The sequence below is a fragment of the Pseudomonas sp. LPH60 genome (genome assembly GCF_030718165.1).
GTDB lineage: Bacteria > Pseudomonadota > Gammaproteobacteria > Pseudomonadales > Pseudomonadaceae > Aquipseudomonas > Aquipseudomonas danubii.
This window is the reverse complement of record NZ_JAVAJH010000001.1, coordinates 340,451-363,812: the sequence shown is the minus strand read 5'-3', so window position 1 is coordinate 363,812 and position 23,362 is coordinate 340,451. Positions and strand designations below refer to the sequence as shown.

Sequence of the window (23,362 nt, the reverse complement as noted above, 5' to 3'; positions counted from 1 at the left end):
CGATGACCACGCCACTGCCCTGCTACCACTGCGCCCTGCCGGTTCCCACTGGCAGCCGGTTCACCGCCGTCGTGCTCGGCGAGCCTCGGGAGTTCTGCTGCCCGGGCTGCCAGGCGGTGGCCGAAGCCATTGTTGCTGGGGGCCTGGAGCATTACTACAGCCACCGCAGTGAAGCCTCGGCCAACCCCGAAGCCTTGCCTGTGCAGTTGCTGGACGAATTGGCACTGTACGACCGTGCCGACGTGCAACAGCCCTTTGTCCGCCACGAAGGCGAGCTGGCGGAAACCACACTGCTCATGGAAGGCATCAGTTGCGCCGCCTGTGGCTGGCTGATCGAAAAACACCTGCGCAGCCTGCCAGCAGTGGTCGAGGCCCGCCTCAACCTTTCCAACCACCGCCTGCATGTGCGCTGGGCCGATAGCCAACTGCCCCTGAGCCAGGTTCTCAGCGAACTGCGGCACATCGGCTACGCCGCCCACCCCTACCAGCCGGACCGCGCCTCCGAGCAACTGGCCAGCGAAAACCGCCTGGCCCTGCGCCAGCTGGGGGTCGCCGGACTGCTGTGGTTCCAGGCCATGATGGCGACCATGGCCACCTGGCCGGAATTCAATATCGACCTGAGCCCGGAGTTGCACACCATCCTGCGCTGGGTCGCACTGTTCCTCACCACTCCCATCGTGTTCTACAGCTGCGCACCTTTCTTCAAGGGCGCCATGCGCGACTTGCGCACCCGTCACCTGACCATGGATGTCTCGGTGTCCCTGGCCATTGGCGGGGCCTACCTGGCAGGAATCTGGACCGCCATCAGCGGTGTCGGCGAACTGTACTTCGACGCTGTGGGCATGTTCGCGCTGTTCCTTCTCGCCGGCCGCTACCTGGAACGTCGGGCCCGGGAACGCACCGCAGCGGCCACAGCGCAGTTGGTCAACCTGTTGCCTGCCTCCTGCCTGCGCCTGGGCCAGGACGGCCAGAGTGAACGCATCCTGCTCACCGAACTGCGCCTGGGCGACCGGGTACTGGTGCATCCTGGCGCGGTGCTGCCGGCCGATGGAAAGATCCTCGACGGCCAGTCGAGCATCGACGAATCCCTGCTCACCGGCGAGTACCTGCCGCAACCACGCAGCCTGGGAGATAGCGTCACTGCCGGCACCCTGAACGTCGAAGGCGCGCTGACGGTGGAGGTTCAGGCCCTGGGCCAGGACACCCGGCTGTCCGCCATCGTCCGCCTGCTGGATCGGGCTCAGGCAGAGAAACCGCGGCTCGCGGAGGTCGCCGACCGCGCGGCCCAGTGGTTCCTGCTGTTTTCATTGATCGCTGCAGCAGCCATCGGCCTGCTGTGGTGGCAACTGGATGCCTCGCGCGCCTTCTGGATCGTCCTGGCCATGCTGGTTGCCACCTGCCCTTGCGCGCTGTCCCTGGCCACCCCAACGGCCCTGACCGCCGCCACCGGCACTCTGCACAAGCTCGGTCTGCTGTTGACCCGCGGCCATGTGCTCGAAGGCCTGAACCAGATCGACACGGTGATTTTCGACAAGACCGGCACCCTCACCGAAGGACGCCTGGCACTGCGCGCCATTCGCCCCTTGGGGCCGCTGTCCAGCGATGACTGCCTGAGCCTCGCGGCCGCCCTGGAGAACCGCTCCGAGCACCCTATTGCCCGGGCTTTCGGCCGTGCTCCAGTAGCGGCCGAAGAGGTCACCAGCAGCCCGGGGCTGGGCCTGGAAGGCTTGGTGGGCACACAGCGCTTGCGCATCGGCCAGCCGGCATTCGTCTGCGAACTCAGCGGTTGCCCGGTGCCCTCGATGCCCGATGAAGCCGGCCAGTGGCTATTGTTGGGTGACAGCCAGGGTGCCCTCGCCTGGCTGGTGCTCGATGACCGGCTGCGCAGCGACGCCCCAGCCCTCCTGGCCGCCTGCAAGGCTCGCGGCTGGCATACCCTGCTACTGTCCGGGGACAGCTCACCGATGGTGGCCAGCGTCGCAGCCGAACTACAGATCGACGAGGCCCGTGGTGGCCTGCGCCCGGATGACAAGCTGCAGGTACTGCAACAGCTGCATCAACAGGGCCGCAAAGTGCTGATGCTCGGCGACGGGGTCAACGATGTGCCGGTGCTGGCCGCCGCCGACATCAGCGTGGCCATGGGTTCGGCCACCGACCTGGCCAAAACCAGCGCCGATGCAGTGCTCCTGTCCAACCGCCTGGACGCACTGGTGCAGGCCTTCAGCCTGGCCCGCCGGACCCGCCGGGTAATCATCGAGAACCTGCTTTGGGCCGGGCTGTACAATGGCCTGATGCTGCCGTTCGCCGCCCTGGGCTGGATCACTCCGGTCTGGGCTGCAATCGGCATGTCCATCAGTTCCCTGACCGTGGTGCTCAATGCCCTGCGCCTGACCCGCATGCCGCGGTCAGCCGACAGCGCCGGCGCCCCCGAAACCCGCCTGTTGCCGGCCTGAGCCGCCGGGCCTGGAGTCCAGATGCCAGCTCTATATGTGATGATTCCGGCCGCCCTGCTGATCGTGGCCATCGCCATCTATATCTTCTTCTGGGCCGTCGACAGCGGTCAGTACGACGACCTCGACGGCCCGGCCCACAGCATCCTGTTCGACGATCAAGACCCTAGCCACACCGCAGCGGTGGACGAAGCCAAGGGCCAGCCAGGCAACGACGCCGAGCCGGTCAAGAAAGCGGAACCACCTCATGCTTGAGCTGGCTCCCCTATTGGTTTCGGCGGTGATCCTTGGCTTGCTGGGTGGAGGGCATTGCCTGGGCATGTGTGGCGGCCTGATGGGCGCTCTGACCCTGGCCATTCCCCAGGAGCAACGCAGCCGGCGTTTCCGCCTGCTACTGGCCTACAACCTGGGGCGCATCCTCAGTTATGCCCTGGCCGGCCTGCTGCTGGGCCTGGCTGGCTGGGCCGTGGCCAGCAGCCCGGTGGCGCTGTTCATGCGGGTACTGGCTGGCTTGCTGTTGATCGCCATGGGCCTGTACCTGGCCGGCTGGTGGAGCGGCCTGACCCGCATCGAAGGCCTTGGACGGGGCCTGTGGCGGCATATCCAGCCTGTCGCCAACCGCCTGCTGCCAGTTTCCAGCCTGCCTCGTGCACTGCTCCTGGGTGCGCTCTGGGGCTGGCTGCCTTGCGGCTTGGTGTACAGCACCCTGCTGTGGTCGGCGAGCCAGGGCAACGCTCTGGACAGCGCTCTGCTAATGCTGGCGTTCGGCCTCGGCACCTGGCCTGTGCTATTGGCCACGGGCCTCGCGGCAGAACGGGTCACCGCCCTGCTGCGCCGTCGCAGCGTGCGCATGGCCGGAGGGCTGCTGGTCATGCTGTTCGGCATCTGGACCCTGCCTGGTCCTCACCAGCACTGGCTGATGGGCCACTGATCCCAGGAAAGTGCCCGACTACAGGGCTTGCACGCCCCGTCGGCGCTACCTCAGCGGCTCCCGAACACCCTTGATACAAATCAAGATGGCCGCAGCCCTAACCCCCTAGACTCGCGAACACTGCCAGCCTATCCGGGGGAATTCCCGCATGCTCGACGCCATTCGTTGGGACACAGATCTGATCCGCCGCTATGACCTGGCGGGACCACGCTACACCTCATACCCGACCGCGGTGCAATTCAACAGCCAGGTCGGCGCCTTCGATCTGCTGCACGCCCTGCGCGACAGCCGCAAGGCCCAGCGCCCGTTGTCGTTGTACGTACACATCCCGTTCTGCGCCAACATCTGCTACTACTGCGCCTGCAACAAGGTCATCACCAAGGATCGCAGCCGCGCCCTGCCCTACCTGCAACGCCTGGAACAGGAGATGCAACTGATCGCCTGCCACCTGGCGCCCAACCAGCGGGTCGAGCAGTTGCACTTCGGCGGCGGCACCCCGACCTTTCTCAATCACGATGAGCTGCGCCAACTGATGGCGCTGCTGCGCAAGCACTTCAACCTGCTGGACGATGATTCCGGGGATTACGGTATCGAGATCGACCCCCGGGAAGCCGACTGGTCCACCATGGGCCTGCTCCGGGAGCTGGGCTTCAATCGGGTCAGCATTGGCCTGCAGGATCTGGACCCGGCGGTACAACGGGCGGTCAATCGCCTGCAGAGCCTGGAGGAAACCCGGGCCGTGATCGAAGCGGCCCGTACCCTGCAATTTCGCTCCATCAACATCGACCTGATCTACGGCCTGCCCAAGCAGACACCAGAGCACTTCGCCCGCACCGTGGAAGAAGTGATCAGCCTGCAACCGGATCGCCTCTCAGTCTTCAACTATGCCCATCTGCCCGAGCGCTTCATGCCGCAACGGCGGATCAATGGCAATGAGCTGCCGGCTCCGGCAGAGAAACTGGAAATGCTGCAACGCACCATCGAGCAATTGACCGCAGCTGGTTATCGCTACATCGGCATGGACCATTTCGCCCTGCCCGATGACGAGTTGGCAATCGCCCAGGAGGAGTCGACCCTGCAACGCAACTTCCAGGGTTACACCACACATGGTCATTGCGACTTGATTGGGCTGGGAGTATCGGCCATCAGTCAGATCGGGGATCTCTACTGCCAGAACAGCAGTGACTTGACCCAGTATCAAAATGCTTTGGCGGGTGCACAACTGGCCACTAGTCGTGGCTTGGTATGCAACACCGACGACCGTCTGCGCCGCGAAGTTATTCAACAACTGATCTGCAACTTTAGTCTTAAGTTCGAAGATATAGAAAAAGCATTCAATATCGACTTTCGTGGCTACTTCAACGAACTATGGCCGGATCTGCAGGAGATGGCCGAAGATGGCCTGATTCAACTCAGCGCCGAGGCGATTATCGTACTTCCAGCAGGACGCCTGTTGGTGCGCTCGGTGTGCATGATCTTCGATGCATACCTGGGCCAACAGAATCGCCAGCGTTTTTCCCGGGTGATCTAGGACTTCATGATCAGGGAAGCGGCCTTCATCACCTGCTCGGGGCTCAGACCTGCCTCTTTCATCGCCTTGGCCAGGGAGGCATTGGCGGTCAGCAAACCGCTGTTCAGGCTCGCCAGGGCAGACTGCAAGCTGGCAACCTTCGCCTTGGCCTCTTCAGGGCTCAGGTGTTTGTCGGCCATGACTGCCTGAAGCCGGGCAAGCTTTTCGGCAATCTGTTGTTGCAATTTTCTGATCATTTTGAGGAGTTGTTGAATATTTTCGGGCAGGCCGCTTTCCTCGATGTCACGGTCATCGCCCGCAGCACTGGAGGATTTCTGCAATCCAACGCCCGACAGCGACACTTTGACGCCCTCTCCGATCACCGATTCAGCAACTAATGGAGAGTTCCTTAGTTCATCGTCATCACTGCCTTTCGAGGTCTCTGAAAGTAGCTGCAAGTTGTTGCTGCCATTAGTAATACCGCCAACAGAGGACATAGTTTCAGCTCTCCAAGTTAACTTTGTTAACTGGTTATCGACTCATAAAAGGAATGCTTTACGACTAACAATCAATACGGCACGGACTGGCCGGAACCTCCTCCCGTGAGTTACCCTTACGGCTTATGTGTGTTTTCCCACAAGGATTCTAGAATGTCCGAGCCAGTTAAACTGCGCGCTCATAACCAGGCCCATTGCAAGGATTGCAGCCTGGCCCCTCTGTGCCTGCCACTTTCCTTGAATTTGGAAGACATGGACGCGCTGGACGAAATCGTCAAACGTGGCCGCCCATTGAAAAAAGGCGAATTCCTGTTCCGTCAGGGTGACGGCTTCGACTCGGTGTATGCCGTGCGTTCAGGTGCCCTGAAAACCTTCAGCCTCAGTGACGGCGGCGAAGAACAGATCACCGGTTTCCACCTCCCCAGCGAGCTGGTGGGGCTGTCCGGCATGGATACCGAAAGCCATCCGGTTTCGGCACAAGCCCTGGAAACCACCTCGGTGTGCGAGATTCCCTTCGAACGCCTCGACGAACTGGCTCTGCAACTGCCGCAACTGCGCCGTCAGTTGATGCGGGTCATGAGCCGTGAAATCCGTGACGATCAGCAGATGATGCTGCTGCTGTCGAAAAAGACCGCAGACGAGCGCATCGCTACCTTCCTGGTCAACCTCTCCGCACGTTTCCGCGCACGAGGCTTCTCGGCCAACCAGTTCCGCTTGAGCATGTCGCGCAACGAAATTGGCAACTACCTGGGCCTGGCGGTGGAAACCGTATCCCGGGTGTTCACCCGTTTCCAACAGAACGAACTGATTGCCGCCGAAGGCAAGGAAGTGCACATCCTCGATCCGATCCAGCTCTGCGCCCTGGCCGGCGGCTCGGTAGACGGCTGAACCACAGCACTTGCGACTGAGCCAAGCCGCTCGGTCGCGGGTATACTGGCGCGGCCTATTTGCCCGCCAGGACACCTGAAGATGGCCTTCGATTCCTTCGACATCAAATCCCTGATCCGCCCTGTCATCGACTTCCCGAAACCGGGCGTGATCTTCCGCGACATTACCCCTCTGTTCCAGTCTCCCCGGGCCTTGCGCCTGGTAGCCGACAGTTTCGCCCAGCGTTATGTCGAAGAAGACTTCAGCCACATCGGTGCCATGGATGCCCGGGGCTTCCTGATCGGCTCGATCATTGCCTACCAACTGAATAAGCCGCTGATCCTGTTTCGCAAACAGGGCAAGCTGCCTGCGGACGTGCTCGCCGAGGGCTATCAGACCGAATACGGCGAAGCCTTTCTCGAAGTCCACGCCGACAGTCTGTGCGAAGGCGATTCGGTACTGATGTTCGATGACCTGATCGCCACCGGCGGCACCCTGATCGCCGCGGCCAATCTGGTACGGCGCATGGGGGCGAAGATCTACGAGGCCGCCGCCATCATCGACCTGCCGGAGCTGGGCGGCTCGCAGAAACTGGAAGACATGGGCATCCCAACCTTCTGCCTGACGCAGTTCTCGCTGACTGAGCGCTAGGATCTACCCGCGTATTCACCAGCAAGCAGGTTTCTACAGACCCATCTGCTTGCTGATGATTTCGTTCATCACCTCGCGAGTGCCGCCGCCGATCGAGAGAATACGGTTGTCGCGATACAGGCGCTCCACCAGGCTCTCGCGCATATAGCCCATGCCACCGAGTATCTGCACCGCATCATGGGTAATACGGTCGGCGGTATCGGTGGCAACGTTCTTGGCCATGGAGATTTCCTTGATCACACTCTTGCCGGCGGCCATCTTCGCCGCCTGGCGATAGGTGAACTCCCGCGAGACTTCCAGAGCCGTAGCCATCTCCGCCAGACGATGCTTGAGCACCTGGAACTTGCCGATGGGCTTGCCGAACGCCTCGCGCTCGCGGGCCCACTTCAGGCTTTCCTCCAGAGCCATCTGCGCCGTCATGTTGGCCATCAGCGCCAGGGCCAGGCGTTCGCTCTGGAAATTGCCCATGATGCAGGCAAAGCCCATGTTCTCGGCACCGATCAGGTTGCCCACCGGTATCCGGCAATCGTCAAAGAACAGTTCGGCAGTGTCCGAGGCCCACCAGCCCATCTTTTTCAGCTGTCGCCCCACGGTGAAGCCCGGCGTGCCCTTTTCGATCAGCAGCAAGCTGATGCCGCCGTAACCGGGCTCACCGGTACGCACCGCAACGGTGTAGAAATCGGCGCGTACGCCGCTGGTGATAAAGGTCTTGCTGCCACTGACCCGATAATGATCGCCATCACGCACGGCGCGAGTTTGCAGGTTGGCCACGTCAGAGCCGCCGCTGGGCTCCGTCACCGCCAGAGCGCAAATTTTCTCGCCGCACAGCACTTGGGGTGCCACTCGGTCCCGCACTTCGGGTCGAGCCCATTTGACGATGGGCGGCAGGCCGATATCCAGGGAACCCAGCCCTGCCACCAGGCCGCCGGAACCGCTGCGCATCAGCTCTTCACTGGCGGCGATCTTGGCGAACAGGTCACCTTCGTGACTGCCCCCCAGGGCTTCGGGATAGCCGATCCCCAGAATCCCTGCCGCACCGGCCTTGAGATACAGCTCGCGGGGGAAGCTTTCAGCCTCCTCCCACTGATCGATCTCGGGGAGAATTTCCCGTTCGACGAAACGTCGCACGCTGTCACGGACCAACTGGTGGCTGGGGTCGAAGTATTCCTGGCAGGCAGACATCGGCAAGCTCCTCTGAAGGGTCGAGGGAACTTACCAAGCGCTTGCTTGGTTTTCAAGAAAATGTGTGGCGGGTCTTTCGCCGGCAAGCCGGCTCCTACCGCGTTAAAGCGCTATGGGTTTGCGACCGGCGAAGGAATGGGCCAGGGTGCCGCCGTCCACCAGCTCCAGCTCGCCCCCCAGAGGCACGCCGTGGGCAATACGCGAAGTGATCAGGCCTTTGTTGGTCAGCAGTTGGGCGATGTAGTGCGCAGTAGCCTCGCCTTCCACGGTCGGGTTGGTGGCCAGGATCACTTCGCTGAAGCTCCCTTGCTCCTCGATCCGTGCCAGCAACTGCGGAATACCGATCGCTTCGGGCCCTAGACCGTCCAGCGGTGACAAGTGCCCCTTGAGCACGAAATATCGACCGCGATAGCCGGTCTGTTCCACCGCGTACACATCCATCGGTCCTTCCACCACGCAGAGCAAGCTGTCGTCGCGACGCGGGTCGGCACACTGCGGGCACAGCTCGTCTTCAGTCAGTGTCCGGCATTGACGGCAATGCCCCACCCCTTCCATGGCCTGGCTCAAGGCCTGGGCCAGGCGCAAACCACCACTGCGATCACGTTCAAGCAGCTGCAAGGCCATGCGCTGGGCGGTTTTCTGACCCACGCCCGGCAAGGTGCGCAGGGCATCGATCAGTTGGCGAATCAGGGGGCTGAAGCTCATGGGCAAAGGTCCGACAAAACGACGAGACGCGGTTTATACCCGCGCCTCAGGGTAGCGTCAAATACTCGCGTGTGCGGCAACCTTGACCACCAGCTTGCCAAAGTTGCGCCCCTCCAGCAGGCCGATGAAGGCTTCAGGCGCCTGCTCCAGGCCTTCGACCACATCTTCCTTGAACTTGACCTTGCCTTCGCGCACCCAGGGCGCCATGGCCTTGATGAATTCTGGATGCCGGTCACCATAGTCGTCGAAGACGATAAAGCCCTGGATCCGCACCCGCTTGGTCAACAAGGCGCGCTGCAACAGCGGCAGACGGTCCGGGCCTGGCGGCAGTTCCTGAGCATTGTACTGGGCGATCAACCCGCACAAGGGAATGCGCGCCTTGGGATTGAGCAAGGGCAGCACGGCATCGAACACCTTGCCACCGACGTTCTCGAAATAGATGTCCACGCCCTTGCAGCAGGCCTGGGCCAGCTCAGCGGCAAAATCGGCGCTCTTGTGATCGATGCAGGCGTCGAAACCCAGCTCCTCGACCACGTAGCGGCACTTGTCCGCGCCACCGGCCACACCCACCACCCGCAGCCCCTTGAGTTTGGCCACCTGCCCTACCACCGAGCCCACAGCGCCGGACGCCGCAGCCACCACCAGGGTTTCCCCGGCCTTGGGCTGACCGATGTCCATCAGCCCCATGTAGGCAGTCATACCTGGCATACCCAGCACGCCCAAGGCCATGGAGGGGCTGGGCAGGCCGGAAGGCACCGGAATCAGGTTACGACCATCACTGATGCAGTGGCTCTGCCAGCCAGTGGCCCCCACGACCAGATCGCCTTCCTGGAACTTCGGATTCAGCGAACGCTCGACCCGACTCACCGCGCCACCGGTCATGACTTCATTGATTTCCACCGGTGCGGCGTAGGACGGCGCGTCACTCATGCGGCCGCGCATGTAGGGGTCCAGGGACAGGTAGAGGGTCTGCAGCAGGACTTGGCCGTCCGCCAGCTCCGGCAAGGCGACCCGCTCCAGACGGAAGTTCTCAGGGACCGGTGCACCCTGGGGACGAGAGACCAGCACCACACGCTGGTTGAGGGTCAATGTTTGCGACATCACAGACACTCCTGTATCGAGGGTTGGAAAGGACTGTATAGGGTGCAGACCCCGCGAGGGCCGTGGCGTTCGATGTTTCTACAGACGGATCGGCGGCAGCCTTCGCCCGCAATCCAGCTCCCACGAACAGCGCAGTGCTTATCGACAGGATAAAAAAAGCCAGGCTCAAGGCCTGGCTTTTTGCGTCCATCCGAAGCGCCTGGGCGACTCAGAACGGCAGCTTCATGCCTGGAGGCAGTTGCATGCCGGCAGTCATGCCGGACATTTTTTCCTGGCTGTTGGACTCGATCTTGCGCACGGCATCATTGACCGCAGCGGCAAACAGGTCTTCCAGCACTTCACGGTCATCTTCGCTGACGCCTGCCAGCAGGCTCGGGTCGATGCTCACACGCTTGATGTCGTGACGACCGGTCATGACCACAGTGACCATGTCGCCGCCAGCCTTGCCGGTGACTTCAGCGTTGGCCAGTTCTTCCTGCATCTTGGCCATTTTTTCTTGCATTTGCTGGGCCTGCTTCATCAGGCCGGCCATGCCACCTTTCATCATGGGAATTACCTCAAAGTACGGGGATTGAAACAGCGCCCGACCCAGGGTCCGGCGCCCTTTAAGTGATCAACCCTGAGCGGCCAGGGCCTCGACAGGTTCAATAGTATCCTGGCGCACCACGGCGCCGAACTCCTGGACCATCTGCTGGATGAACGGATCGCCGTGGATCGAGTCCTCCGCCTCGCGCTGACGGTCGGCCCGACGCCTCGAAGCCGCCTGGGCCGGGGTTTCCTGCTCGGGCTTGATCAGCTCGATGGTCAGGGTCAGGGTACGTCCGTGGTACTGGTTCAGCGCGTCATTGAGCCGGCGCTGCTGAGTGGCGTTGAACAGTGCGCTGTGGGCCGGGTCCAGGTGCAACAGCCAGTTGTCGCCCTCTACGGCCATCAGGGTGCAGTTGGCGGCGATGCTGCCGGTCATGCCGGAAATCGGCAGTTTCGGGAACAGTTGCAGCCACTCCAAGGCCAGGCCGGTGGCCGGCTTGGCAGCAGGTTCGGGCTCGGGCTCCGGGGCCGGATCGGCGACGTGCTCGCTGGCCAACTCGTCCAGGTAGCTGTAGGCCGAATCCATGTCCGGCTCGATGTAGTCCTCGTCCAGGGGCGGCTCGTCGTCCAGATCAATGCCCGGGGTGGCAGCGTCGACCTCGGCCACGCTCGGCTCGGGCACCGGCGCACTGACCCACTCCGGCGCATCCGGCACCACGCTGTCGGGCGTTGGAGTTGGCATTGGCGTCAGCTCGGGCTGTTCGGCCACCACTTCCAGCACCGGTTCAACAGCTGGTTGCTGCTCGATCTGCGGCACTACCGGATCGTTCCAAGGCAGGTCGACCACCTCCTCGGCGGCCACCGGCTCAGGCTCGACGTCAACCGCTTCGACGGCAACCGCTTCGGCAACCGGCGGCGCGACAGGTACAGGCGCGACCGGCGGAGCTGGAATCGGAGCCGGAGCGGCAGCCAATGCGACCGGCGCGCTGGCAATAGGAGTAACGGGAGCCACAGGCACAGCAGGTGCTGGTACCGCCACGGCTTGGGCGGAATCAACTGTGGCCTGGCTGATCCCCACTGGCTTTAGCGGCTGTCTCGGTGCATCGGCGGTGTCCGCTGGGCGGAAGGCCAGCATCCGCAGCAGGACCATTTCGAAGCCCCCTCGCGGGTCCGGCGCCAACGGCAGGTCGCGACGGCCGATCAGGCCCATCTGGTAATAAAACTGTACGTCTTCAGCCGGCAGCGCCTGGGCCAGAGCCAGTACCCGGTCACGATCGCCATGACCGTTGTCGACCCCTTCGGGCAACGCCTGGGCAATCGCTACCCGGTGCAGCACGTTGAGAATTTCCGAGAGCACGCCGTTCCAGTCCGGGCCCTGCTCCGCCAGATGGCGCACAGCCTCCAGCAACGCCTTGGCGTCACCATTGATCAGGGCATGGAGAACGTCATAGACCTGGCCGTGATCGAGGGTGCCGAGCATCGCTCGCACGTCGGCGGCCATGACCTTGCCTTCACCGAAGGCGATGGCCTGATCGGTCAGGCTCATGGCGTCACGCATCGAGCCGTCGGCGGCGCGGCCCAGCAGCCACAATGCGTCGTCTTCGAACGGCACGTTCTCTACACCCAGCACGTGGCTCAGGTGCTCGACCACCCGTTCGGGGGTCATGTTCTTCAGGGAGAACTGCAGGCAACGGGACAAAATGGTCGCCGGCAGCTTCTGCGGGTCGGTGGTTGCGAGGATGAACTTGACGTAGGGTGGCGGCTCTTCGAGGGTCTTGAGCAAGGCGTTGAACGAGTGACTGGAAAGCATGTGCACTTCGTCGATCAAGTAGACCTTGAAGCGCCCGCGGCTCGGCGCGTATTGCACGTTATCCAGCAGTTCACGAGTGTCCTCGACCTTGGTCCGGCTCGCGGCGTCGATCTCGATCAGGTCGACGAAGCGTCCTTCGTCGATCTCGCAGCACACCGAACAGGTGCCGCACGGCGTGGAAGTGATGCCTGTTTCACAATTCAGACATTTGGCAATGATCCGCGCGATGGTGGTCTTGCCCACCCCGCGGGTGCCGGTAAACAGATAGGCGTGGTGCAGCCGCTGGCTGTCCAAGGCATTGATCAGAGCCTTGAGCACATGGGTCTGGCCGACCATTTCGCGGAACGAGCGCGGACGCCATTTACGTGCAAGAACCTGATAACTCATCGAAAACCGTCGCAACTGGAAAGCGGAAGCCGGTAATGCTAGCGGAGCAAGGGCGAAATTGCATCCGGCGCGCTCGTCTAATCTGTCTAAGCTGCATTTCGCAAAGGATTGCTCGGTCGTTGGAACCGTGGGAGACCGTATGCATTTGACCTGGAGCGCCCTGCTACTCTTGAGCACCAGCCTGGAAGCCGCCGAAGCGCCTTTACGCTTTGTCATCGCCGACAGCTGGGCCATGCCGACCATCGAGGTCGATGGCGAGCAACCCACCGCCGGCATCCTTTACGACACCATGAACAGCCTCGCCCGGCATATGGGCACCCGTGCCGAGTTCCACGTCCTGGCTCGCGCCCGGGTGCAGAACGCCATGGCCCAGGGCGAAGTCGACGTGCGCTGCTTCGCCGCACAAGCCTGGCTGCCGAACCTGTCCGGGGATTACCTGTGGAGCGTGCCGCTGTTCGTGCAACGCAACCTGCTGGTCAGTAACCGCTACCATCATGAGCCGATCAACCCGCAGCAGTTGCCCACTCAGCACATCGGCACCGTACTGAGCTACACCTACACCTCGCTGCAACCCCTGTTCGAGAGCGCCCAGCTGATTCGTGACGATGCCCGCAACGAGGAGCAAGTCCTGCAAAAGCTCCAGGTAGGACGCTACCAGTACGCTATCGCCAGCCAGTGGACCCTGGACTGGTTCAACAAGACCCAGTCCTCCGGCAACCCCTTGCACCGCGTCGCGCTGCTGCAGGAGCAAGCCGTGGGCTGCTACGTGCGCAATGACCCGGCAGTGCCGGCCCAGCGAATTCTGCGGACCCTGCTGAAGATGAAGATGTCCGGCGAGATCGAGGCCATCGTCCAGCGCTACGTCGACCCACAGACCGGCGCTCAGGCCTCCGACACCGTGTCGCCCTGAAGCGTGCCGCACCGCCACGACAGCGGCGGCTCGAAGTTGCTTACCCACTCCAGCACGGCGTCAGCGGGCATGGGCGCAGCAATGAACTCACCCTGGGCCACCTCACATCCGAGGGCCATCAATCGCTCACCATGGGCCAGGCTTTCCAGGCCCTCGGCCACAACTTGGCGGCCAAACGCCCGGGCCAGCCCGACCAGAGCCTGAATCAGGGCCTGGTCATCCTGGTCGTGAAGCATGTCGCGGACAAACAATCGATCGATCTTGATGGTCTGGGTACGCAGACGTTTGAGGTAGCTCAGGGACGAATGCCCAGTACCGAAGTCCCCCAGGGAAAACTGCACACCAAAGCCCTGGCAGGCATCGAGGCAATCGCTGACTCGCTGGATATTGTCGATGGCCACCGACTCGACGATCTCCAGATCCAGCAAGACGGGTGACACATCCGGGTAGCGATCGAGCATCCCCTTGAGCCGCTCGACAAAATCCGTGCGCTGGAAATGCCGGGCCGCGACGTTCAGGCTCACCGGCCAGACATGGCCCGCCGCCTGCCAGCGTTGCAGCTGACTCATCACCTGATCCATGACCCACTCGCCGATATCGACGATGAGGTCGGTCTCTTCCACCTGAGGCAGGAAATCCTGGGAACCCAGCATCCCGCGCTGCGGGTGCTGCCAGCGCAACATGGCTTCAAACCCCACCACCGCGCCGCTGCGCATGTTGACCTTGGGCTGGAAATACAGCTGCAGCTCGCCGCTGTTCAGCGCCTGGCGCACGTGCTCCACCGTCTGGTAGGTGACCATCACTTCACGATCACGCAGGACATCGAACAGGTGGAAGCGATTGCGTCCGCTTTGCTTGGCCACGTACATCGCCTGGTCGGCGTGGCGCAGCAAGGTATCGGCATCATGGTTGTCGGTGGGAAACAGGGTCACCCCAATGCTGGCAAACACATTGATGTCCTTGCCCTGGATCGAATACGGCTGGGAAATGGTCGCCAACACCCGCTGCAGTGCCGCCCGCAGCTCCAGCATGTCCCTGACGTAACGCAGGATCAGCACGAACTCGTCTCCGGCCAGGCGTGCCACCACATCTTCACCCCTGATGATCGAACGCAGGCGCGCAGCCACTTCCACCAGCAGCAGGTCACCACAGGCGTGACCGTAGCCATCATTGACCGCCTTGAAACCGTCCAGATCGAGCATGCATACCGCCAGGGGAATATTCTCCTGGCGGGAGAAGTCCAGCGCCTGGTGCAACAGGTCGGAAAGGAAGGCCCGATTGGGCAGACCAGTGAGCACGTCATGTCCAACCCGCCATTGCAGCGAATGCAGCAACTGACGCTTCTCGCTGACATCGAAGCGGATCGATACATAGCGCATCACCTTGCCGGAGCGCTGATCCACCAGGGGCACCATGGTGCTGTCGACCCAGTACAGGCTGCCGTCCTTGGCACGGTTGCAGATCTCACCTTTCCACACCCGCCCCTGGATGATGGTCTGCCACAGCTCGGTAAAGAACTCCGGTGGATGCAGACCCGAACTGAGCATCCGGTGATTGGCTCCGATCAGCTCTTCACGGCTGTAGCCCGAGATCTGGCAGAACAGGTCGTTGACATAGGTGATGCAACCGCCGAGATCTGTCTCGGAGAAGATGGCGGCGGCATCGACGGCCCTGCGGTATTTCTCATCCATGAGTCGAACTCACTGTCGCTAGCGGTTGAACCGCTCGACCAAGGCACGCAGCCCGGAAGAGATGTTTTCCAGCTCCGCGCCGCGAACGACTCCGGCACTGGCATTCTCGGCAGTGCGCTGCACCGTGGCGGCGACACTGTTGATCTGTTCGGAAACCGATTCCGCTACATGGGACTGCTCCTGGGACGCCGCAGCCATCTGCTGACTCATGTCGGTGATACGCTCCACCGCCGCGCCTATGCCCTGCAAGGCTTGCTGCGCCTGCAAGACCTGCTGCACCCCTTGCTCGGCTTCCTCGATGCCCAGGCTGGCGATCTGCACCGCCTCATCGGCACCGGCCCGCAGGCTCTGGATGATGCCCTGGATCTGCTGGGTGGACTCACGAGTCTTACCGGCCAGGGCGCGCACCTCATCGGCCACCACGGCAAACCCGCGCCCCTGCTCTCCGGCCCGAGCGGCTTCGATGGCTGCGTTCAAGGCCAGCAGGTTGGTCTGGTCGGCAATCGCCTGGATCATGCTCGCCGCCACCATGATGTCCTGGGTCTGCCCGGCCAGGTCACCCACCGCCTGATTGATCTGGGTAACAGTGCGGGCCAGCAACTGGATGGCGTCACGGGAAGTGCCCGCCACCTGGCTGCCTTGCTGGGCCAGCAGGTTGGCAGTGTGAGCCTCACTGGCAGTGTGCTGTACGTGTTCGGCAACCTCGGTGATCGAAGCGGCCATCTGGGTCATGGCAGCGGCCGTCATGTCGGTCTCCGCTCGCTGCTCCAGCAGCGCCGACTCAGTGCGGCTGGACAACTGACTGGAGTCGGCCGCCGCCGTAGCCATCTGTCGAGCCAGGTCGCTGAGTCGGGTCAAGGCGGTTTTCAGCCGCGCCTCTTCACTGGCCAGGATCAGTTGCAACTGCGCCGCCGGTCCCAGCGCGTCGCTGTAAGCCAGGGCACAGATCGGATCGGCAAAGGTGTTTGGAGTGCTACGGACAATCTGCTTGAGCTGCTGCCCCAAACGGCGCTGGGCCATCAGCCCGACCCCCACGAATCCCGTGACCGTCAGCCCCTGGGCCAGCAGCGTCGGCAACCAGGTGAACGCCGCCAGGCAACCCACCGCCACCGCAACCGGCAACAGCAATGGCCTGGCTGCTGCCTCCAGGTGCCGCCAGGCCGAGACCGGTGCCTTGTCAGCACGCAATCGCGCATAGAGAATTTCAGCGCGGTTCACTTGCTCCCGGGTCGGCTTGACCCGCACCGACTCATAACCCACCAGTCGACCCTCTTCGAGGATGGGCGTGACATAGGCGCTGACCCAGTAGAAATTGCCGTTTTTGCAGCGGTTCTTCACCACGCCCATCCAGCTCTGCCCTGCCTTGAGATACCCCCACATCGACTCGAACACCGCCGCCGGCATATCCGGGTGACGCACCAGGTTATGGGTGCTGCCAATCAGCTCGGCCTGGCTGAAACCACTCATCGCGGCGAATTCGGCATTGCAGTAGGTGATGTGGCTGTTGGTATCGGTGGCGGATATGAGCCGCTGCTGGTCGGGAAAGGTCTGCTCAACAGAGGTGACCGGCAAATTGAGACGCACTTTAGAACTCCATAGACAGCCTGCGATCAACAGCACCGGGAAGCCGGCAACAGGTTGATTCGAAATGTACTTTCCTGGCGGTACGACTCAATCGAAAGGATCGCCCTGATTGCGGCCGTACAGCGGTTTGCGCGGCAGTTGACCGTCGATTCGACGAAGATCAACTAGGATCAGATAAGGCGTCAGGTGGGGGACGGCGGACGGTGCGTTGGCGGGATTTACGAGACGGTCGAGCCTCTGCCAAGTCCTCGGTTTAGGTGAACAAGGGAAATGCAATGATTTCTTGTTTCATAAACCTGCCCTCTGAAACTAGATCACCAAATACCTGTCCGAAGCGCCGATTCTACGAAATGCATCACATTTTGCAAAGCAAGGTGATGAATCATGGTGTTGTCTAATGCCAATATTTATCGTTAAGTTCTTGATTCTAAATGGGAATTGAGCGATGCAAATTTCAAGTTTGGGTGCAGCCATCAAGCGTTATCGAAAGGTAGCGGGGCTTACTCAGGCTGAACTAGGTGAAAAAACCGGTTTTGACCCAAAAACCATCAGCCGCTTCGAAACCGGCACCTACACCCCCAGCGTTGAAGCTCTATTTCTGCTAGCCGAAGTACTGGGAGTGAAGCTGAAAGCCTTCTTCGCCGATCTGGGCGACGAAGAGGAACAGCGGGCTTATTTGTTCGGTGTCATTCACAAAGCCACCCCGAAGGATCTGGGAAAGCTGATAGCAGCGGTAGACCAGGCCTTGTCCAAGCCTTGAGCCCCGCAACAAATCAACGAGAAGAGGCACGCTTATCACCCCTGATAAGTTGGCCTCTTTTTTAATCCACGACTCCTGACAGGAACTGACAGACCCAGCCCATAAGCTTGTGCCCACAGCACAGCCCAAAGGCCCCTGGAGTCGTCATGATCAATAACACCTACTTCCTGCTTTATGTGGACAGCCCGCCCCTCAGTGCAGAGTTCTACAGCCGCCTGCTGGACAAACAGCCGGTGGAATCATCCCCATCCTTCGCCCTGTTCATCCTCGACTCGGGGATCAAGCTCGGCCTCTGGTCCCGGCACACGGTTGAACCGAGCGCCCAATCAACCGGTGGTGGCGGCGAACTGGGCTGGGCCGTGGACAGTCGAGAAGCCGTGGACGAATTGCATCGCCGCTGGCAGGCGCTGGACATGACCATCGCCCAGCCCCCCACCCAGATGGACTTCGGCTACACCCTGCTCGCCCTTGATCCGGACGGACATCGCTTGCGCGTGCTCTATCTCACTGCCGACTGAATCCATGCCCCAACAGAGGCGCTATACCAGCGCCTTCCCCGCCAACGCTGAGAGATTACTAGAAACACCTCATTGAGCCCTCCAACACTCATCGCTATCCTCCCCTCCGACTTGTCACAATTTGTAAGGGAATACGATGAAGTACCTGCGCCTCCTCATGGCGATGGCCGTCCTCTGCGCCACGCCCCTCCTTGCCTTTGCCGCCGCGCCGAACGAGAACAAGGACGCCGAACCCCAGACCGCCGAACAGTTTCTCGCCTCGCTCTCCCCACGCCACGGCAACGTCAAGCTGCCCGGTGATATCGCCAGCCTCGACCTGAGCCAGGAGTTCTACTACCTCAACCCCAAGGACACCGAGAAGCTGCTGACCGAGGGCTGGGGCAACCCGCCCGGCTTCACCACCCTGGGCATGATCGTGCCCAGCGCAGTCAGCCCACTGTCCGCCGAAGGCTGGGGCGTGATCATCAGCTACAAGAATGACGGCCACATTTCCGATGACGACGCGGCGAAAATCGATTATCAGGACCTGCTCAAGCAAATGCAGGAAGCGGACGAGGAAGACAATAAGCAACGCAAGGAACAGGGCTATGGCGCCATCCACTTGCTGGGCTGGGCCGAACAGCCAAGCTATGACGCGCAATCCCACAAGATGTACTGGGCCCGCGAACTCAAGGCTGAAGGCGCCCAGAGCCACACCCTGAACTACAGCATCCGGGTGCTGGGACGCGAAGGCGTGCTGGAACTCAACGCGGTCGCCTCCATGGACGACCTGGCAACTATCAAGCGCGAAATTCCCAAGGTACTGGCCTTCACCAACTTCACCGACGGCAACCGCTACGCCGACTACAACCCAAGCACCGACAAACTGGCGTCCTACGGCCTGGCCGCCCTGGTGGCCGGAGGCCTGGCCAGCAAGGCTGGCTTGTTCGCCAAGCTGGGGGTACTGCTCCTGGCCGGCAAGAAGTTCATTGTCATCGGCGTGCTCGCACTTGCCGCGTTCGCCGGCCGGCTGTTCAAGAAAAAAGGCTGACTGCAAGGTGCAACGCCTCCCGCATGATGAGGGGGCGTTGCAACTCATCAACCACCCTGTTTTACCTACACATCTCGCTCCTTCGCCGGCAAGGCCCGCAGCCGCCAACGCCCTTCCAATTGCATGGCCATCACACTGCCCAGCACCACGGCCGCCCCCAGCACCACAGAAGATTGCACCCGCTCTCCCAGGACCATCGCAGCCAGCAGCATCGCCACCGGCGGAATCAGATACATGGCGATCGATGCCCGACTGACCTCCACCCGCTCCAATACGTAAGCCCAGGCCAGATAGGCCAAAGCACTGGGAAACAACCCCAGCAACAGCACCGCCAGATTTACCCGCCACGACGCCTGTGCCACCGCCTCGGGCAACCCGGGTGCGTACACCGACAACAACAACGTGCCGCCCCAAACCATGCAGCACACCGTGGTCAACACGCCATAGTGCCCGGAAAAGCGCCGCTGCAAAACGAAGTACAACCCCCAGGAAAAAGCCGCCAACAACACCAGCAATCCGCGCGGTTCGACCGAGCCCAGCCCCTTGTCGGCCGCCACCACCAGCACCACTCCAAGCAAACCCACCCCCACGCAGCCCCAGCGCCAACCACTGACCGGCTCCTTGAGCCAGAAGAAGGCGATCAGCGTGCTGAAGATCGGTGCCGACTGCGCCAGCACGCTCGACGCGCCGGCACTCAAGCCCTGCTGACCATAATTGAGGCTGACGTGATGCAGGGTGATAGCAAAAAAACCCAGCACCAGCAGCCAAGGCAGATCACGCCAGCGCGGCAGGGATATTTTCAACGCCACTGCCATTGCCGCCATGAACAGCGAAGCGATCAGGAAGCGCAGCAGCGCCAGATGCCCCGGACTGTAGCCCTCAAGGCCAATATGGATACCCACCGGTGAATAGGCCCAGCACAGAATGACCGCAGCGGTAGCCAGCAATGACTTGAACCCAGGTAAGCGCTTCACGGCACAGGCATCCAGACAATAAGAAGAAACGCAGTCTCTCGCCCCCCATAACTCACCACAACTAACCGATACTAACGCCACCCATCACTGGAAATGAGCAATGGAACTGACCCAACTGAAGATGGTGAAAGCCGTGGCCCGCTCCGGCAGCATTGCCCGCGCAGCCGAGCAATTGCATTGCGTGCCCTCCAACATCACCAACCGCCTCAAGCAGCTGGAGAACGAGCTCGGGACCCCGCTGTTCACCCGGGTCGGGCGCGGCCTGAAGATCAGCCCGGCCGGGGAAATATTCCTCGGCTACAGCGAGCGAATCCTGGCTCTGGTCGACGAAGCCAAACGCGCCGTGGACAGCCAGGCGGAGCCCAGCGGATTGCTGCGCCTGGGCTCGATCGAGTCCTGCGCTGGCGGCCGCCTGCCACCGCTGCTGGCGCAATACCACCGACGCTACCCCAAAGTGAACGTGGAACTGGTAACCGGCACCTGGTCGCAACTCTTTGAAGAACTGCAACACCAGCGTATCGACGGCGCCCTGGTGGCCATCGATACCTTGCCGCCCAAGCTTCAGCAAACCGTGCTCTACCACGAGCCACTGGTGCTGATCTCCAGTGCAGGCACCGCCGCCATCCGCAGCGCCAGCGATTTGCAGGGGCAGAATCTGTTCATGTGGCCACCGGGCTGCCCCTATCGCCGCGCCCTGGAAACCTGGCTCGCCAGGCACGGCCTGAACCTGCCCATTACTGGGTATGCCAGCTGGGGCACCATTATCGGCTGCGTCAGTGTCGGTGCCGGCGTCTCGCTGATACCGGAAGGCGTGCTGGAGCGCTATTCGCAATCGGCGACCCTGAACGTGCAGCGTTTCAGCGACCTGCTGCCGGTGGACAACCGCTTTGTCTGGCACCAGGACGTGCAGCGCCACAGCGCACGGGATGCGTTTGCCCAGTTGTTGCGGGAACAGCTGGGAGCATGACGCCCTTTCCCGGCAAGCCGGCGAGCGTTTCGGCACAATGCACGAGCGCCCCGGCACAACAACGGACTCAGCCGGCCAATAGACTCGTCTTTCATCACCAACACCCAGACGAGCCCCTCATGAAAAACCGACTTTTACTCAGCGTGCTTTCCTTGGGTCTGAGCCTTGGCGCCCACGCCGCCGAGTTCAGCATCAGCAGCCACGACATCAGCGACGGCCACCCCTTGAGCCCTCGTGAAGTGTTCCAGGGCTTTGGCTGCGAAGGCGGCAACACCTCTCCCGAACTGTCCTGGAAGAATGCCCCACCGGGTACTAAAAGCTTTGCCATCACTGTTTATGATCCGGACGCCCCCACCGGCAGCGGCTGGTGGCACTGGACCCTGGTCAACCTCCCGACGTCCACCCAGCAATTGCCCAGGGGCGCCGGTAGCGCCAACGGCGAGCAACTGCCGCCCGGCGCCATTCAGGGGCGTACCGATTACGGCCAACCCGGCTTTGGCGGCGCCTGCCCGCCAGTGGGCGATAAACCGCATCGCTATCAATTCACCGTCTGGGCATTGAAGGTGGATAAACTGCCCCTCGATGCCCAGGCCAGCGGTGCATTGGTGGGCTACATGCTCAACGCCAACGCCTTGGCCAAGACCACACTGACCGCTACTTACGGACGCTAGTAACGATGAATGCTCCTGCCGGCCTGCTGCATCATGAAAGCCGTATCGACACCTGCGTCATCCGCGCCCGGCAAGCCCATGTCCTGCAACGGGTACCGATTTTCGTCAGTGCTCTGTGCCGGGTGCGCCAGGGCGAGAAACGCATGGAGTGGGACGACCGCCAGATGCGCGTGGGCGGCCAGCACCTGATCCTGCTGCCGGCGGGACGCGAAGTGGGCATCAGCAACTATCCGGGCGCGCAGGGTCACTACATCGCCGATGTCGTGACCTTTCCTGCACCGGCCTTGCGGGCGTTCAGCCTGCGCTACCGCCAGCAGATCATTACCCGTCCCGGGCGCAGCGGCGCGGACCTCTGCGTCCCCCTGGAGCGGCACACCGCCCTGGCCTGGGACAACCTGCTGGAGTGCATTGCCAGCGATGCACCGGACGCCCTGCGCAGCCACTACGGCGAAGCGGTGCTGCTGGCCCTGGCCCTTGGCGGCTGGGCCGGCCCATTGCTACTGGATCGTCACGACCCACTGTGCGAACGGGTGCAACAGATCCTCATGAGCAACCCGGCGCGGGACTGGACAGTAGCCTGCGTCGCCGAGCGCCTGAACCTTGGGGCTTCCACATTGCGTCGCCAGCTGGCGAACGAGAACGACAGTTTCAGCAACATCCTCGAGAACGTCAGGCTGGGCCTGGCCCTGCAGTGGCTGCAAACCACGCCACGCCCCATCGGTGAAATCGCCGCAGCCAGCGGCTACGCCTCGGCATCACGCTTTGCGGTGCGCTTTCGCAAACATTACGGGCTTTCGCCCCGAGAACTGCGGGCAGCGATCTAGCCAGCGCGCATCACTGCGACAGGCCATCCATCACCGCATCGATGAAGGGCGCCTTTTGCGCGAGATACTCGCCAATGCCCTCGCGATTGCCGGCTTCAAGCCGAAGCTTAAGATCCTGATACTGCTGACGGATGCCGCTGTCCTGACGCAACAGATCACGAAAACGCAGCATGCGCCCGACCTGCTCATGACCACAGATGCAGACATGCACTTTGTGGGTGCGCACGCCCTCGACATCGCGGCGGTAAAAGTGATGCCCCGGGGACAGATCACTGCCCCGGACATAGCCCAGGGTCGCCATGAAGGCGTTGCGCGCAACCTCATCCCGATGCTCCACGACCACTGCCAGAAGATCGATTTCCGGCTTGGCCGCCAGCCCAGGCACAGCCGTGCTACCCACGTGATGTACCGCTATCAGTTCGCAACCGAAACCTTTGGCTAGGCGCCCCTTCTCAGCGCTGAATGCACCAGGCCACTGATCGTCATAGAGGGAAATCTTACTGGTAAGCGCCATGACCACTCCTTGATGCAAAGGCGTTGGATATTCCAGAAACGAACCGCACGGGCTTGCTGGACAAGGGATTAGCGAACCAGAAATCGGGCGCACGACAAAAAACACGCCAACAGGGATGCTGCGCGGCTTCGAAGACTTTCAGGTGCTTTAAGAATTTTGATCAATCTCGCTGAGGACCAACGAGAAGCGTTATGGAGGCAACCCCACCAGCCACACCCCGGCACACAATGTTCCCGCTGTGGCTGCTGCCTTCCGGCTCTGACCAGGTTCACGGGTAATCGTTGCGGGGGGACCGATGGG

General features: G+C 61.9%; 23 protein-coding genes, 1 other RNA gene and 1 pseudogene. 13 read left to right on the top strand and 12 right to left on the bottom strand.

Translation table 11 applies throughout. From position 1 onward, the window contains the following. Positions 1 to 2 precede the first annotated feature (2 nt). The 4 genes from Q8O96_RS01735 (at position 3) to hemN (ending at position 4,912) form a co-directional block, all read left to right on the top strand. Positions 3 to 2,453 (top strand): heavy metal translocating P-type ATPase, encoded by a 2,451-nt coding sequence (locus Q8O96_RS01735; RefSeq protein ID WP_110596942.1) that lies wholly within the window; start codon positions 3 to 5, stop codon positions 2,451 to 2,453. Between the two features lie 21 nt (positions 2,454 to 2,474). Continuing rightward, positions 2,475 to 2,705: a cbb3-type cytochrome oxidase assembly protein CcoS gene (gene ccoS, locus Q8O96_RS01730; protein ID WP_102863803.1), complete on the top strand. Its 231-nt coding sequence runs from the start codon at positions 2,475 to 2,477 to the stop codon at positions 2,703 to 2,705. Then, positions 2,698 to 3,381, top strand: a complete 684-nt coding sequence (locus tag Q8O96_RS01725) for a sulfite exporter TauE/SafE family protein (protein ID WP_102863804.1) — start codon at positions 2,698 to 2,700, stop codon at positions 3,379 to 3,381. Before ccoS ends, Q8O96_RS01725 begins: the two co-directional genes overlap by 8 nt. Before the next feature lie 148 nt (positions 3,382 to 3,529). Next, entirely contained in the window at positions 3,530 to 4,912 is a 1,383-nt protein-coding gene (hemN, locus tag Q8O96_RS01720) for an oxygen-independent coproporphyrinogen III oxidase (RefSeq protein WP_102863805.1), read from the top strand. Here hemN and Q8O96_RS01715 read toward each other — a convergent pair. Continuing rightward, positions 4,909 to 5,388: a hypothetical protein gene (locus Q8O96_RS01715; RefSeq protein ID WP_102863806.1), complete on the bottom strand. Its 480-nt coding sequence runs from the start codon at positions 5,386 to 5,388 to the stop codon at positions 4,909 to 4,911. The genes hemN and Q8O96_RS01715 overlap by 4 nt on opposite strands. Positions 5,389 to 5,541: 153 nt before the next feature. On the opposite strand from Q8O96_RS01715, the gene fnr reads away from it, so the two are divergent. After that, the gene (gene fnr / locus Q8O96_RS01710; RefSeq protein ID WP_102863807.1) at positions 5,542 to 6,276 is read left to right on the top strand and encodes a fumarate/nitrate reduction transcriptional regulator Fnr; all 735 of its coding nucleotides are present in this window, start codon (positions 5,542 to 5,544) and stop codon (positions 6,274 to 6,276) included. A gap of 81 nt (positions 6,277 to 6,357) precedes the next feature. Next, a complete protein-coding gene (locus Q8O96_RS01705) occupies positions 6,358 to 6,906 on the top strand; it encodes an adenine phosphoribosyltransferase (protein WP_102863808.1) in 549 nt (182 codons plus the stop codon). Between the two features lie 33 nt (positions 6,907 to 6,939). On the opposite strand, the gene Q8O96_RS01700 is transcribed toward Q8O96_RS01705, so the two are convergent. The 5 genes from Q8O96_RS01700 to dnaX form a co-directional block, all read right to left on the bottom strand. After that, positions 6,940 to 8,088 carry an acyl-CoA dehydrogenase family protein gene (locus Q8O96_RS01700; protein ID WP_110652564.1) on the bottom strand — a complete coding sequence of 383 codons (1,149 nt, stop codon included), beginning with the start codon at positions 8,086 to 8,088 and terminating at the stop codon, positions 6,940 to 6,942. Between the two features lie 102 nt (positions 8,089 to 8,190). After that, positions 8,191 to 8,793, bottom strand: coding sequence for a recombination mediator RecR (recR, locus tag Q8O96_RS01695; protein WP_102863810.1), 603 nt, complete (start codon positions 8,791 to 8,793; stop codon positions 8,191 to 8,193). A gap of 57 nt (positions 8,794 to 8,850) precedes the next feature. After that, entirely contained in the window at positions 8,851 to 9,894 is a 1,044-nt protein-coding gene (locus Q8O96_RS01690) for an NADP-dependent oxidoreductase (RefSeq protein WP_305948254.1), read from the bottom strand. Between the two features lie 208 nt (positions 9,895 to 10,102). Continuing rightward, positions 10,103 to 10,441: a YbaB/EbfC family nucleoid-associated protein gene (locus Q8O96_RS01685; protein WP_305948253.1), complete on the bottom strand. Its 339-nt coding sequence runs from the start codon at positions 10,439 to 10,441 to the stop codon at positions 10,103 to 10,105. Between the two features lie 66 nt (positions 10,442 to 10,507). Then, on the bottom strand, positions 10,508 to 12,619 hold the full coding sequence (gene dnaX, locus Q8O96_RS01680) for a DNA polymerase III subunit gamma/tau (protein WP_305948252.1): 2,112 nt from the start codon (positions 12,617 to 12,619) through the stop codon (positions 10,508 to 10,510). A gap of 139 nt (positions 12,620 to 12,758) precedes the next feature. On the opposite strand from dnaX, the gene Q8O96_RS01675 reads away from it, so the two are divergent. Continuing rightward, complete coding sequence (locus Q8O96_RS01675; RefSeq protein WP_207167317.1) at positions 12,759 to 13,529, top strand: ABC transporter substrate-binding protein; 771 nt, start codon at positions 12,759 to 12,761, stop codon at positions 13,527 to 13,529. On the opposite strand, the gene Q8O96_RS01670 is transcribed toward Q8O96_RS01675, so the two are convergent. From Q8O96_RS01670 to Q8O96_RS31110, 3 genes and pseudogenes are all read right to left on the bottom strand, one after another. Further along, positions 13,502 to 15,220, bottom strand: coding sequence for a bifunctional diguanylate cyclase/phosphodiesterase (locus Q8O96_RS01670; RefSeq protein WP_102863814.1), 1,719 nt, complete (start codon positions 15,218 to 15,220; stop codon positions 13,502 to 13,504). The two genes, Q8O96_RS01675 and Q8O96_RS01670, sit on opposite strands and share 28 nt — an antisense overlap. 18 nt (positions 15,221 to 15,238) lie before the next feature. Further along, positions 15,239 to 16,330: a methyl-accepting chemotaxis protein gene (locus Q8O96_RS01665; RefSeq protein WP_371826161.1), complete on the bottom strand. Its 1,092-nt coding sequence runs from the start codon at positions 16,328 to 16,330 to the stop codon at positions 15,239 to 15,241. A 192-nt stretch (positions 16,331 to 16,522) separates the two neighbouring features. Then, positions 16,523 to 16,804 (bottom strand): annotated as a pseudogene (locus Q8O96_RS31110) (PAS domain-containing protein); the annotation flags it as partial. 445 nt (positions 16,805 to 17,249) lie between these two features. Between Q8O96_RS31110 and Q8O96_RS01660 the strand changes: the two are divergent. The 3 genes from Q8O96_RS01660 to Q8O96_RS01650 all read left to right on the top strand — a co-directional run bounded on the left by Q8O96_RS01660 (position 17,250) and on the right by Q8O96_RS01650 (position 19,112). Beyond that, the gene (locus tag Q8O96_RS01660; protein ID WP_011060220.1) at positions 17,250 to 17,564 is read left to right on the top strand and encodes a helix-turn-helix domain-containing protein; all 315 of its coding nucleotides are present in this window, start codon (positions 17,250 to 17,252) and stop codon (positions 17,562 to 17,564) included. Between the two features lie 146 nt (positions 17,565 to 17,710). Beyond that, entirely contained in the window at positions 17,711 to 18,082 is a 372-nt protein-coding gene (locus Q8O96_RS01655) for a VOC family protein (protein ID WP_115581948.1), read from the top strand. A gap of 136 nt (positions 18,083 to 18,218) precedes the next feature. Further along, positions 18,219 to 19,112 carry a DUF2167 domain-containing protein gene (locus Q8O96_RS01650; protein ID WP_102863817.1) on the top strand — a complete coding sequence of 298 codons (894 nt, stop codon included), beginning with the start codon at positions 18,219 to 18,221 and terminating at the stop codon, positions 19,110 to 19,112. Between the two features lie 65 nt (positions 19,113 to 19,177). On the opposite strand, the gene Q8O96_RS01645 is transcribed toward Q8O96_RS01650, so the two are convergent. Continuing rightward, positions 19,178 to 20,086, bottom strand: a complete 909-nt coding sequence (locus Q8O96_RS01645; protein WP_305948251.1) for a DMT family transporter — start codon at positions 20,084 to 20,086, stop codon at positions 19,178 to 19,180. A gap of 100 nt (positions 20,087 to 20,186) precedes the next feature. Between Q8O96_RS01645 and Q8O96_RS01640 the strand changes: the two genes are divergently transcribed. The 3 genes from Q8O96_RS01640 (at position 20,187) to Q8O96_RS01630 (ending at position 22,548) form a co-directional block, all read left to right on the top strand. Next, the gene (locus Q8O96_RS01640; RefSeq protein ID WP_207816210.1) at positions 20,187 to 21,053 is read left to right on the top strand and encodes a LysR family transcriptional regulator; all 867 of its coding nucleotides are present in this window, start codon (positions 20,187 to 20,189) and stop codon (positions 21,051 to 21,053) included. 119 nt (positions 21,054 to 21,172) lie between these two features. Further along, on the top strand, positions 21,173 to 21,724 hold the full coding sequence (locus Q8O96_RS01635) for a kinase inhibitor (protein ID WP_102863820.1): 552 nt from the start codon (positions 21,173 to 21,175) through the stop codon (positions 21,722 to 21,724). A 5-nt stretch (positions 21,725 to 21,729) separates the two neighbouring features. Next, complete coding sequence (locus tag Q8O96_RS01630; protein ID WP_305948250.1) at positions 21,730 to 22,548, top strand: helix-turn-helix transcriptional regulator; 819 nt, start codon at positions 21,730 to 21,732, stop codon at positions 22,546 to 22,548. 10 nt (positions 22,549 to 22,558) lie between these two features. Here Q8O96_RS01630 and Q8O96_RS01625 read toward each other — a convergent pair whose 3' ends face one another. Further along, positions 22,559 to 23,062, bottom strand: coding sequence for a GrpB family protein (locus Q8O96_RS01625; protein WP_305948249.1), 504 nt, complete (start codon positions 23,060 to 23,062; stop codon positions 22,559 to 22,561). 201 nt (positions 23,063 to 23,263) lie between these two features. Continuing rightward, an RNA gene (gene ffs, locus Q8O96_RS01620) (signal recognition particle sRNA small type) lies at positions 23,264 to 23,360 on the bottom strand. Positions 23,361 to 23,362: the final 2 nt, after the last annotated feature.